General features: G+C 26.7%; 8 protein-coding genes and 1 pseudogene. 1 reads left to right on the forward strand and 8 read right to left on the reverse strand.

Annotated elements, in window-relative coordinates:
- The 8 genes and pseudogenes from H9660_RS10800 to H9660_RS10835 all read right to left on the reverse strand — a co-directional run.
- Positions 1-757 (reverse strand): annotated as a pseudogene (locus tag H9660_RS10800) (hypothetical protein); the annotation flags it as partial.
- A gap of 179 nt (positions 758-936) precedes the next feature.
- Entirely contained in the window at positions 937-4,320 is a 3,384-nt protein-coding gene (locus tag H9660_RS10805; protein WP_191750392.1) for an endo-1,4-beta-xylanase, read from the reverse strand.
- A 262-nt stretch (positions 4,321-4,582) separates the two neighbouring features.
- Positions 4,583-5,473, reverse strand: coding sequence for a UTP--glucose-1-phosphate uridylyltransferase GalU (gene galU, locus H9660_RS10810; protein ID WP_191750393.1), 891 nt, complete (start codon positions 5,471-5,473; stop codon positions 4,583-4,585).
- 438 nt (positions 5,474-5,911) lie between these two features.
- Positions 5,912-6,856, reverse strand: a complete 945-nt coding sequence (manA, locus tag H9660_RS10815; RefSeq protein WP_191750394.1) for a mannose-6-phosphate isomerase, class I — start codon at positions 6,854-6,856, stop codon at positions 5,912-5,914.
- Positions 6,857-6,946: 90 nt separating this feature from the next.
- Entirely contained in the window at positions 6,947-8,674 is a 1,728-nt protein-coding gene (locus H9660_RS10820; RefSeq protein ID WP_191750395.1) for a phospho-sugar mutase, read from the reverse strand.
- 393 nt (positions 8,675-9,067) lie between these two features.
- Entirely contained in the window at positions 9,068-11,002 is a 1,935-nt protein-coding gene (locus H9660_RS16605) for a glucosaminidase domain-containing protein (RefSeq protein ID WP_191750396.1), read from the reverse strand.
- 27 nt (positions 11,003-11,029) lie between these two features.
- Positions 11,030-12,127, reverse strand: coding sequence for a cohesin domain-containing protein (locus H9660_RS10830; RefSeq protein ID WP_191750397.1), 1,098 nt, complete (start codon positions 12,125-12,127; stop codon positions 11,030-11,032).
- A gap of 18 nt (positions 12,128-12,145) precedes the next feature.
- Entirely contained in the window at positions 12,146-13,573 is a 1,428-nt protein-coding gene (locus H9660_RS10835) for a transglutaminase domain-containing protein (RefSeq protein ID WP_191750398.1), read from the reverse strand.
- Positions 13,574-13,786: 213 nt separating this feature from the next.
- Here H9660_RS10835 and H9660_RS10840 point away from each other — a divergent pair.
- Positions 13,787-14,211 (forward strand): hypothetical protein (locus tag H9660_RS10840; RefSeq protein ID WP_207729462.1); only part of this gene is annotated, 425 nt, incomplete at its 3' end.

Here is a 14,211-nt window from a genome sequence, read left to right on the forward strand (position 1 = left end):
ATATATTATTTACTATAGTAGATGAGTTATTTAGTATATTAGTCTTTGTTGTACATTCCTTTGCACACCCTCTGTTGTTATTTTTGAATAACCCCTCTTCATTTTTATGATTATTTGCATATAAAATTGATAATTCATCCACAGCCTCTTCATTATTAAGAACACCCTCTACTTTATTATCCACACTATTTTTAGTTAATTTACTTAAGTCATTATAATTATTATAATTTGATTCTTTATTTGTTATAGGCTCAACAAAATCTAAAGATTTATCATCTTTATTAATTTCTTCATTTATAATATTTTTATCAGTTAAATCATATGAATAACCTAAATTATTATTATCAATATTTCTATTACTTCTATTACTATCATTCTTTATATTGATATTTTTATTACTATCTTTATTTTTATCATTATTCTCTAAATTCACATTTAGTAAATCACTATACTTATCACCTAAAGCATAAAAGGAGAAGGTTCCCCCTTCTTTCTTAGTATAATGAGATAAAATACCTAAATCTCTAAGCTTAAACATCCTCATCATAATAGACCTTTTTCCAAGACCTAAAAAAGGAAGTTCATTTTCTATATTTTGATAGCTAATCCAATAGTACTTAACTCCTTCTATTTCTTCGTAATTCATCTTTCCACTTTTTCTAAAATCATCAAAATATCTTAGAATAGTTATATCCTTAACATCTAAATTTAACTCCATAATCTTTTTAACTGAATATCCTAAAAATGAAAATTGCATATTAAAATCCTCCTAAAATTCAACTTAAAATAACCTTTCATTAGTAAATATCCTTATAAAAAGAAAATTGAGAAAAAATTTAAATAAATTTTTCTTAAAATAAAATTTAAAGCTGAATTAGAAAAACCCCACTTGCTAATAAAGCTTGTGGGGTAATTTAAGATATTATTTATAAACTTTTAATTTACTTTTTTCTTATTTAACAGTACTCCTCCAGCTATCATTAATCCACTTATTATAGTTATTCCTAAAGTAGCTATAGGACTTCCTGTTTGCGGTAAATTATTATTTTTATTAGTATTTTCTGCCGGATTTTTTGGAGTACTTGGTTTTTCTGGTGTTTTTCCTGGGTTTTCTGGCTTTTCACCTGGATTATCTGGTATTTCTCCCGGATTCTCTGGTATCTCTCCTGGGTTCTCTGGTGTCTCTCCTGGATTTTCTGGTGTTTCTTCATCATTAATAAATCTAATGTTTCCAAAACCTGCAGTATTAGCATAAGAAGCCCCTGAATTATCACACCATGTTACTACACCTGTTCTTTCTCCTGCTTCATTTGCATCATTAACTTGAATATCAAATCCAATTATATATCCATTCTTTGCTTCTATTTCAGTTAATGGTATAGAAACTTCAACTACATATCCTTTATCAGTTATTTTTGTTTTTGTTTTTAATCCTTCTGGATTATATCCTGAAACAGTAACTTCATTCTCAAAATTAATTCTAATTTGACTATCATCACCTTGATAATTTGAAGTTTTATTATTATTTTGATCTAAGAATATTTCTATTGAGTCTTGTTCCCAAACATTTGGATTAGACTTATTTAAAACTTCATCAGTTACATCTGCAATAACATAAAAATTATCTTTATCCCACATAGTTTTTACTTTTGCTGTTGCACCACTATCTCCTGTTACCCATGCATTTGTACTAAGCTCTCTTGCATTATTCCATAATTCATCTAAATCTCCATCTATAATCGGAGTTCCAAATATAGCATCTTCAATTTTAGATTTATTACCTAGCTTTAAATCAGCAAAATATTTTGAACTTGTATTTTGAGAGTTAGAATAATCATTTAATACTACAATTGAATTCTCTTCTCCAGAATCATTGTAATCATTCACTCTAAAATCAATACCTATAATTCTATCGTAAGTTAAATCTTCTGATAATTGAATATTCCTATAAACTAAATATCCGTCCTCTTCTTTAATAGCTTCACTACTCTTAACTATCATATGGATATCATCATCACCATAAGCTACTGTTTGATCATTATTTAAATCAATAAATAATTCAAAACTATCCTTATCGCTTAAGGTAGTATCTTTAATATTAGCTTTTATATATAAATTATTTTTATCCCACATTATTTGAGCTTTTGCTGTTGCACCTTCTACTCCATTGTAGAAAGTATTTACATCTATAGTTCTTACAGTTGACCAAATAATATCACTCTTATCTACAGGAGTTCCCTCTACAGCTTGAACTTTTTCTCTATTAATTACAGCATTTTTAGGATCTACTATAGAATAAAAGGCAGGCTTTGCTTTATATTTTCCATCAAACAATAATGGTTTAGACTCCTTAACCCAAGAAGTATCATCAATTACTCCCCAAATAACTACTGCACTTATGCTTTCCTTTTTAGATTTAAATAAATCAAATAATTGTTTATAATATCTTCCTTGTTTAAGTAAAACTTCATAATTTACAGCTTCATTTTTTACTCCCATACTTACATCTAATTCTGTTACTTGAATATCTATTCCTGGTATAGATTCGTACTTTTCAATAGATTTCTTTATGCTATCCATTGATATATCAGAATTTACATGCATTTGAAGTCCTACTCCATCTATTGGAACTCCTTCTGATTTTAATTCAGTTACTAATTCATATAATTTATCAGTTTTAGAGTTATTTCTTTCAATATTATAATCATTAATAAATAACTTTAATGAAGGATCAACTTCTCTTGCAGTTTCAAAAGCTACTCTTATATAATCTAATCCAGCTATTTGATACCACTCTGAATTTCTATAGTTACCATCATCACCAATAACTTCATTAACTACATCCCAGTACTTTATTGGACTTTCACCATCAGCTGTACCATATTTATCTTTATAATGATTTAATACTGTTCTTATATGAGTTCTTTCCCTTTCTAATAATAGCTCCTTACTTGCTAACTTTGTAGGATCATCCTTATCTTTAAAGAACCAATCAGGAACTTGACTGTGCCAAACTAAAGTATGTCCTCTCATAACAATATTATTAGCCTTTGCATAATCTACTAGCTTGTCAGCTTCTTCAAAAGTAAATTTACCTTCTTCTTTTTGAAGTGCTTCTGGCTTCATATTATTTTCTGCAGTCATAATATTATAATGCTTATCAACAAGTTGCTCTGTTAAACTATTATTTCCAAAATCCCATGGGTTTACCGCTCCCCCAACTAGAAAATAATCTTTATAGCTTTCATATAAACTTGGAATATCATCTTCTATTTCTACAGGAACAGCTGGTAATTCTCCTTCTATCTTGACATTATCAATATAATATGAAGGCAAAGCTTCATTTACTGCTTCTATATAAATACTAGCTCCTTCTGGTAATTCTTCTGGCATATCTATACTTCCTTTTATTTCTGTCCATTCACCTTTTTTAGCTTTAACTTCCCCAACAGTTAGATAGCCTGGCTTAAAGGTAGCCTTTATAGTCTCCTCTTCATTATCACCTTCGTTATACATAACCCAAAGGCTTACATCATAGGTTTTTCCCAATATAACTTTATCAGTTAAATCATAAATAGGAGCTGCCCAACTAGCTCCTCTTCCAGAAACCTTTAAACTATGGCTACCTTCATAAAAAACATCACTAACAGATTGAATATCTAATGTTCCTTGCTTCTCCCATCCAGTAATTCCATTTTCAAAAGTTCCATTAGAAACTATATTTCCCTTATCAACAGGAGTAATATCTGTAATTACTAAATCATCTATATAGAATTCTAAATCAACAGTGCTTGATTCTACATAAATATCTAATAAAGTTAGATTTCCTGAATAGTCTAAAGTATAATTTCCACCTACTGTAGTCCATGTATCTTCATTAATATTAGTAGATGAAGAAATATTAGTATATCCTGCAGCATTATCTATTCTTTTTTCCATGGATAAAGTAACAACTTCTGCTTTTCCTAAAACTTTTTCACCAGCAACTGCCTTAACCTTTACAGAAATGTTGTAGGTTCTGCCTTTTTCAAATACATCTTTTACACTATAAGCTGGACCATTCCAATTTTGGTTTCTTCCTGTAATTTTTAAGGAATAATCCCCATCTGATGCCTTTGTTTCATTTGTTACTTGAAGCTTTAAAGCTTCTCCTCCTCTTGGATACCACTTCCCTTGCTGTCCGTCTTCAAATGAGCCATTTCCAATTAAATTTTCAGTACTTTCTGCAAATGCTTTTATAGACACATTCGAGAAAATACCTAAGATCATAAATATAACAGTAAGAATATTTAAGACCTTAAAGCTTTTCTTTTTCCTCATAAAACCACCCCTTTAATAACGTTTACAAAAAGAGTATACCTCTCCATCAGTTTTTATCCATATATTGGTATATAAACTAATCTAAATTCATCATTTTTAATAATTTTACTTTGATTTTATGGGTACTTTAACTATTTTACAATTAATACCATAAACTATATACTTTTTATCCCATTTCTTTATTTTCATATAGAAATTAGTATTTTCTTAAAATATATTTTGATTAAATGCAAAAAGCAGATGAAAATAAAATCATCTGCTTTTATATTGCTAAAGTTTTTAAATATTCTTCAAAGGCTTCTTTTAAGTCACTATTTCTTAAGGCATATTCAATATTAGCTTCTAAGAATCCTTGTTTATCTCCAACATCATATCTTCTTCCTTCAAAGTTATAAGCATATATAGCTTCTTCCTCTAAAAGTTTTAATAATGCATCTGTTAATTGAATTTCTCCACCCTTACCTGGTTCTGTTTCTTCTAATATTTCAAATATTCTAGGTGTTATAATATATCTACCTAATATGGCAATATTAGATGGCGCATCTTCTCTGCTTGGTTTTTCTACTAAGGATTTAACCTTATAAACTCTATCTTCTATTTTGATTCCACCAACTATACCATACTTTGATACATTTTCTTCTTTAACTTCTTGTACACCTAATACAGAAGTTTTATACTCATTATAACAATTAATAAGTTGACTTAAGCAAGGCTTATTATCGTTATAAACTATATCATCACCTAATAAAACTGCAAAAGGCTCATTTCCAACGAAAGTTTTAGCACAGCTAATAGCATGTCCTAATCCTCTTGGTTCCTTTTGTCTTATAAAATGTATATCTACCATATCAGATATTTCTCTAACCATTTCAAGCATTTCGTGCTTTCCATTACTTTCAAGCTCTAACTCAAGCTCTACAGATTTATCAAAATGATCCTCTATAGATTTTTTATTTCTTCCTGTTATAATTAAAATTTCTTCTATACCAGACTGAACACATTCCTCTATTATATATTGAAGAGTTGGCTTATCAACTATAGGCAACATTTCCTTTGGCTGTGCTTTAGTTGCTGGTAAAAATCTAGTTCCAAGACCAGCTGCTGGTATTATTGCTTTTCTAATTTTATTTCTTGTAATTAAATTTTTATTCATTACAGTTCCCCTCATTATACAAACTATCTTCTTTTCATCATTTATTTTTATATTACAATTTATTACTAACTAGTTAATACATTAATTATATTTTTACAAAAATATACATTAAATTTATAAATAAATTATATCATAATTTTTAAAGTATTATTTGTATAATTGTTCGTATAATTTCAACATCCCTTTGATTTCAAGTAATTAAATAACTTTATTTTATATAATATTATTAATTTAATTAAATTTTATTCTAATATTAAATATTAATCCTTACTATTCTAAACTTTCTTTTTATTTTCAGAACTCTCTAATCATATTATTTCTTTTCCTGATTTTTTTAAATTTGGGTCTCTTTCTTCTATATATTAGAAAAAGGTAACGGAAAAAATCAAACCCCACTTGCTGTAAAAAGCTTGTGGGGCTATTTTCATGATCTAAATTTTATTCTTCTATAATAGTAGGTTTAGATACTAATACTTCTAATGCTCCCTTAAGCTCATAATTACCAAGCTTAGACGGAATAAGAATACTATCACCTTTATTAACTACTACAGTTTCATTTCTATAGTTAATTAATCCTCCTCCATCAACACAGGTGATTATTGAAAATGTATTTATATCACTATCTAATTTAACGCTAGTATTAATAATGTATTTATCTATAGTAAAATAATCACTTTTACATAAAGTTGTGTATTTATATCCTAAGAAATCTATATAGTTTTCAACTAATCTTTCTGGTTTTAAATCAAAATTAATTACATCTAAAGATTTTTCAACATGAATTTCTCTTGGCCTTCCATAATCATAAACTCTGTAAGTTATATCACTATTTTGTTGAATTTCTGCAATTACTAAACCTGAGCATATAGCATGTACTAATCCACTGTTAATTAAAAATGCATCTCCTTTTTTAACTTTAATTCTATTTAAACAATCTTCAACAGTATTATTTTTAATAGCTTCTTCAAATTCTTCCTTAGTGCATCCATTTGTACCTACAATTAACTCTGCACCTTCTTTAGCATCTACAACATACCATGCTTCAGTTTTTCCAAAGGAATTTTCTACTCTTCTTGCATAATCATCATTTGGATGAACTTGAACTGATAAATTTTCATTTGAGTTTATTAATTTAACTAATAGAGGAAATTCATTATTTGTAATTGCTTTACCAAATATCTCTTCTTTATAATTATTAATTAAATCATTAAAGTTCATTCCTTTAAATTTTCCATTTGCAACTACTCCAGTACCATTTGAATGGCATGCAATATCCCAGCTTTCTCCTATAGCTCCTTCTGGCATATTATTTCTAAAGCTTTCAAAATCACGCCCGCCCCATACTTTATCGTAATATAAGTTTTCAAATTTAATTGGATACATAACCTTATACTCCTTACACTATATTTATTATCATAAATTCTCTATTGATTATATAAGACCACATTAAAATAATGTAGTCTTAATAAGAAACTAACCTAATATACTATTAATCTTATTCATAACAGACTTTTTAAAGTTAATTAATTTTTCTTCTGAATCCTTTAATGAATCTCCTACTACTGATAGATAAATCTTCATTTTAGGTTCAGTACCTGAAGGTCTAACAACAAACCAAGAATCATCTTCTAATATATATTTTAATACATTAGACTTTGGAAGTTTAATTTCTGATACTAAAGTTTCGTTTCCATAAGTAGTTTCTTCACTTAATTTATAATCAAAGGCTTTAGCCACATTAACACCATTAACTTCTCTTAACTTATCATTTCTTAATGTATCTAAACAATTAGCTATCTTTTCTTGTCCTTCTTTTCCTTGAAGCTCAATAGAAATTAATTCTTCTTGAGTAAATCCATACTCTTCATATAATTTTATTAAAGCTTCATATAAAGTTAAGCCTTCTTCTTTATAGTAAAGAGCCATTTCAGTTATAAGAACTGCTGCAATTACTGCATCCTTATCTCTAACGAAAGTTCCTGCTAAATAACCATAGCTTTCCTCAAGACCAAAGATAAAGGAATTACTATTAGTTTCTTCAAACTCTTTAATTTTCTCTCCAATATACTTAAATCCAGTTAAAGTATCTATTAGCTCTGCACCAAAGCTTTCAACTATCTTTCTAACCCCTTCTGTTGTAACTATAGTTTTAATTACAGCTGAGTTTTTAGGAAGTTCATCTCTATCAGTTAATGATTTTAGCATATAATGAGCTAATAACATTCCTGTTTGGTTACCAGTTAAAACCTTATATTCTCCAGAGTTATCCTTAACTACAACACCTATTCTATCGCAGTCTGGATCTGTTCCGAATATTATATCTGGATTACTTTCCCTTGCCATATCTAAAGCTATATTAAATACACTCTTATCTTCTGGATTTGGGTAAGGTGCTGTTGGGAAGTTTCCATCTGGCTTTTCTTGCTCTTTAATTATATTTAAATTTTCAAATCCAAGCTCAGTTAATGCTCTTTTAATTGGCATAAGTCCTGATCCATGAATTGGTGTATATATTATATTAAGGTCCTTTGATTTTTCTTCTATTAATTCTTTTCTTAAAACAAGAGATTTAACTTTTTCTATGTAAACTTTATCTACATCTTCACCTATATATTGTAATAATCCCTTAGATATAGCCTCTTCTTCTGATATAGTTTTAACATCAGAGAATATATCTATATTATTTATATATCCTATAACTTCCTTTGCAGTTTCATCAGTAATTTGTCCACCATCTTCTCCATAAACCTTATATCCATTATATTGTTTTGGATTATGAGATGCAGTTATAACTACTCCCCCTTGACACTTAAGCTCCCTTACTGTAAATGAAAGCATAGGGGTTGGTCTTAAATCTTCAAATAAATACACATTTATATTATTAGCTGCAAAAGTTAAAGCTGTAGCCTTTGCAAATTCCTTAGACATATTTCTTGAATCATAAGCTATAGCTACTGTTGGATTTTCAAAGTTATTATTTAAATACTTAGCATAACCTTGAGTTGCTTTTGAAACAGTATAGATATTCATTCTATTAGTTCCAGCTCCAATTACTCCTCTAAGTCCACCTGTACCAAACTCTAAATCCTTATAAAATCTATCTTCTTTTTCTTTCTCATCATTTATTGATAACAATTCAGTTCTAATATCATCATTTATTACTGATGAGTTAATCCATTCATTATACTTTTGTAAAAACATTATAAGCCTCCAAATAAATATAATTTATTACTAATAAATTATATCATAGTATTTACCATATTTATTATATAAATATCAGTATAATTTCAACATCAATAAAATTATATACCACTTTATCACTTTTTTAACTTATTTATATAATTAAATTAAATTTTATTCTTTATCCAGTAGTTCATAATACTAAGCCTACATTAGACTTTCATCTCTAAGCTATTTTGAATAATAGCTCCAAATAAAATAAGATATAAACATTATATTCCTTGCTCCGTCGCATGCGCTCCAAGTCACCTTGCTATGATATTTTAACACTTCCAAACTGAAGGAAGGAAATTATAAAAAAGTAATATTATTATAGCAATAATATTACTTTCCTATATTTAAATACTCATTCATTTAATTAATATATTTCGAAATATTCACCATATCAAAAATATCTATTATACCATCTAAATTTATATCTAATCTCCTTAAAAATATCTTATTATCTTGTGATATATTATATTTTAATGCTAATTCTGATATATCTTGTATATCTATTATATCATCTTTATTAACATCTTCTTTTTTATATCCAGGTATAAAACTACTTTTAGTTTTGTTAATTAATTTAATATTACTACTATTAATGTATGCTCTAGAATTCCAGTCATATATTCCATTATAACTTGAATATCCATTGCCATTAATAGGACTATTTACTTCCGGAAAAATTTCATATTCATCCTTTGAGTTTTTTTCTTCATACAATAGGGCTATAACATTTCCTGAATATCCACCAAATCCGCTAACTTTTGAATTTATATTATATAATAAACTTCCACTTTTACTTATAACTTGATTTTCTCCAAAATACATAGCTAACTGATAACCATTATAATCTTTTAAATTATTTAACTCTCCATTAGCCATACCTAATTCAATAGTAAATGCATGTTGTGCTGCTTTTTCTCCCCAAAAAGGATCTGATGCATATTTTACATTTGCGCCTAGCGCTTTATTTCCTAAATATCCACCATAATATCTATAATCATCTGGATTAGAATATCCTGCTGATATATAGTTTTTAGTAAACTCTCTTATAGAATCACTAGGAGATTCAAATCTATTCGCTCCATCTGGAGCAAAATCTACTGCTCCTATTCCAAATAAATTGTTATAATTTTGAGCATAATCAGACATTCCCCATCCATCTTGAGTTGTACTTTCATTAATAGCAACTCCTAAAGTTAACAATGCATTTACTCCATAAGTGTTTTGACATTCTATTAATACTTCACCAATTCCTCTTAATTTACTTTCAGCTGATGTATTTTCATTTATAAATTTATTTAACTCATCACTTGTGTAATTAGTTCTTGTTCTAAAAGGAAGGTACTTGTAATAATTATAATAGGGATTATCTTTATTTATAGAATTATCTTTAACATTATTCTTTAAATCTGTTATTAGCTTATTTAAGCCTTCTTCTATAGTATTACCTTCATAAAAATATACCCCATCATAACTATAGTAATCCTTACCTTCTTCTAAATAATCTGGAGCTGGTCCTAATCTTAAAGAATTACCAGTTACAATACTTGAAGTCATGTTCCTTGTAATATAATGATATAAATATCCATTTTGAACCAAATAACAACTTGGATCCTTAACCTGATTGATAGGTACCACTACTAAATCATAATCATCAGCAGTATCATCCTTATTAATCCAACCTTCATAACCATTTACTTGAATTTTAGCTACAGTTCCTCTATCTTCAATAATTGGAACATCATCTATATATCCATGATTAATATAGGTGTATGCTAAATTCTCATTACCAACTCTATCTGCACTTGAGTATATATAACTAATATTATTTATAGTTGTATCAGGAACATTATCTATATGTTTCCAAACTCTCCCCATAGAATTAGTTGCATAAACTACTTGTCCATTCTTGCCTATTATTGAAGGAATAATAGTATCTTCACTTTGTGGCAATACAATCTCTTCTAATTTTTCCTTTGCTTCTTCTAAAGTATCAGCAGCATCAATAAAAGTAAAACTTCCATCACTATATGCTAAAGCAACTTCATAATTAGAGTCAGTTTTTGTAATAAGTATACTATAATCTTCCATGGACTTTAACTTTTCTATTACCTCTTCATCAACATATTTATCTTCAGTATTTTCTTCATCCATAAAATTATAAAAGCTATATCCCATATCTGATATTTTTACTGTTTCATACTTTTCCCCAATATTTACTTCTGCCTTAACATTTATTCCTCCAATTATACAACTAAAAATTATAGAAAATAAAAATACTTTTTTTATTTTATACACATTATTCCCACCACTTCTTATACCAAATTATTTGGTTTTATCATTTTTTAATTTATATATAACATAAATACCTGCTACAATTGCTATAGCTCCTACAAAGTAAATATATATGTTATTTCTAGCTTGTGTACCAACACTCGTTTCCTCTTTCTCTTCTAAAGATTTATCTTCAGCATTTTTATCCAAGCTATCTGTATTATCATATTTCGAAATATCTTCATTTACTTTATCATCTACATTATTTTTTTCATTTTCTTCAAGGTTATTTTCTTTATTTATATCTTCTTTATTAAAATCTACTTTAATATTATTTTCTTTAATACTATTCTCTTTATTTAAATTCTCTTCATTGCTATTACCTGATATAAAATTCTTTATATTATTTATAATATTTTCTACTATATTTCCATTTAATATATTCTCAAAAAAAGTATTCTCTTCTTTATTAGTATTATTATCTATAACTACTTTATCTTCTATACTTTCAGAAGTTTCTTCTTCCTTTGTATTATTTTCATTATTGTCTTTAATATTGTTATCAGTGTTAGGTATAGATACATTTTCATCATCTATAGTATTATTTTCATCTTTATTATTTGTATCATTTTCTTCCTTATTTTCTGTAGATACATCTTTTTCAGTATTATATCCTATAAATTTATAATCATAATTTTCAACACTATCTGCTTCTCTTTTTACAAGCTTAATCTTTATAGAATCTTCATCTATTGACAAAACTCCATCTCTTAAAATCTTTGCTTTAATAATAGCTAAGGTTCCATCTCCATTAATCCCATCTTTATCTCCTAAAAATGTAAATGAATAAGATGTCTTATTATTTGTAGTATCTACTTCTCCACCTATTTCCATTATTTCATCTGCATACTTTTTTATAGAATCCCCTGCTGTTATATTAACTATATTCAAAATACTTTTATCATAAGTAAAATTTACTGAAGCAGCATATAAACTTTCTAAACCCTTCATATTTATTAATATGTTTATCTCTTCTCCCTTTTTAACATTACCATCTACATTAACTTCTACTGATGCTGTGCTTGCATAAGCTTTTAATGGAAATATAAAAATTAATATTAATGTTATTAGCATTATCTTTCTTTTCATAAATATCTCCTATATATGTTAAGATAATTTCTTAGATAGTATAACTAAGTCAAATATATCTATAATATTGTCATTATTTAAATCATAAGCTTTATTCCAATCAGAGCTTGTACTTGTTAAATTATACTTAGTTGCAATTAAAGCTATATCATTTATATCTATTATTCCATCATTATTTAAATCTCCATAAATACTTAGTTTAATATCTTTTAATCCCTCTTCAGTATCTATATATAAAATATCCTCTTTTGTATATATTCCATACACTGTTCCATTTGCTTCATATAATGTTGATATGCTTTTTGAGCTTAAATCATATTTCTTAACTATATCATTTAAATTTAATTTATCTACAAATATTATGCTATTTTTATAAGCTATAGGCATATATCCATATCCAACTGAAGCCTCTATTTTTTTATATCTACCATATAAATCAGTAGAGTATAATATTTGTCCATCTATATAATATAATCTATTATCAACTCTCGCTATATTACTTCCTTGATTAAACACTAACTCTCTTAATGCAGAAAGACTTATATCTGAAAATGAAGGATATATTGCTGAATTCCATCCATAATGGTCTCTTAACATTTCAGTATTAGTTAAATTAAAATAATTATATCTAATCCTATTAGACTCTGGTACTGGATCATCCCATGTAAGATCAACATGATAATACTTATTATCTATATTTACATAATTCCAAGCATGATTCATAGAACTACTTGTTACTATTCCAGCTTCTATTCCAACTTTATTAAATAATAATAAGGCTGCTTTTGAATATCCTTCACATACTGCTACTCCATTAACAAGAGCTCCATATACAGTGTAGGATTCCTGTGGTATTGTATTATTTTTATAATTTTCATAGTCATATGTAGTGTTATTAACTATATAATCATGAATAATATACTCTTGCTGAAACTTATCAGTTACACCATCTAAATAATTAGTTTGTATATAATTTATTTTTTCATTTAATTTACTTTTCATAGAATTAATAGTATCTTCATCATATAAGTAATCAACTAAAAACTCTATATATGTAATTTTATTAGTTGATGGATTATAACTATACCCCACTCTTGTAAAATTTTTAGAATAAAATATTTCAGGATGTTCATTTAAAACATCAAAATATAAAGATAAGATTTCATTAATAGATTCATTATCATTATTTACATCACTAATATAACTTGTAATATTAATCTTAGTTTTCAAATTTACTAACCCATCATATATAGATTCTTTTATTTCACTTTTTTGTAATGAATATGTTTCTATTCCTAATTTAGAATCATTATATTTATAATAATCCTGTAAATTAAATTCTACTACCTCTTCATTAATATCATTACTATTATTTTCATCTGCATAAACTGTTATATTACTACCTACAATAAATATAATTATTAATACGGATAAAAATCTTTTCACATTAATACCTCCTTATAAACTATTAATATCAACTCATCGTAAAATATATCTATAAATTTCCTTTTATCTTATTATACATTATATTTTATTTAACTAAAATATAAACAATTCAACATTTTCTTAATTTATCCAAATTCTTTACATAAAATAATACCTATAGTAAAATTATGTTTAATATTAATTTTAATTTTATTTTAAGAAAGGAGTTTTTTTATGATAAGTAACAAAAGTAAAGCTGCCATAGCATTAGGAATTATTATGCTATCTAATTTAACTATTACTCATGCAGAGTCTAAAATTACAAGCTCTAATAAAACAATTTTAAGTAACAATTTATCTAATAATGTAGAATCTTTAAATACATCTAACTTAAGCTACTTAAATAATGAAGCTTCATCTAATGATACTATTAATTCTTTTGATATTAATAGTACTTTAGCTTTTAATAATGATTCTTATTCAAATATTGTTACTGAAAGCACTTATTCTAGCAATACTATTAGTAATGAATCTACAATTAAAGAAAATTTCTCTAATGAAGCTATTGAAAATAATATTGCTATAGAAGATACTTCTTCTAATTACGCTACTGATAATAATGTTGTTATTGAAGATAATTCTTCTATTGAAGTTACTGA

It is taken from the genome of Clostridium gallinarum (assembly GCF_014836325.1).
In the GTDB taxonomy this organism is placed as follows: domain Bacteria; phylum Bacillota; class Clostridia; order Clostridiales; family Clostridiaceae; genus Clostridium; species Clostridium gallinarum.

Bases quoted from the DNA above. Each gene is read 5' to 3' on its own strand.
- manA (WP_191750394.1), bottom strand. From the start codon at position 6,856: ATGTATCCAATTAAATTTGAAAACTTATATTACGATAAAGTATGGGGC.
- galU (WP_191750393.1), bottom strand. From the start codon at position 5,473: ATGAATAAAAATTTAATTACAAGAAATAAAATTAGAAAAGCAATAATA.
- H9660_RS10805 (WP_191750392.1), bottom strand. From the start codon at position 4,320: ATGAGGAAAAAGAAAAGCTTTAAGGTCTTAAATATTCTTACTGTTATA.
- H9660_RS10820 (WP_191750395.1), bottom strand. From the start codon at position 8,674: ATGTTTTTACAAAAGTATAATGAATGGATTAACTCATCAGTAATAAAT.
- H9660_RS10830 (WP_191750397.1), bottom strand. From the start codon at position 12,127: ATGAAAAGAAAGATAATGCTAATAACATTAATATTAATTTTTATATTT.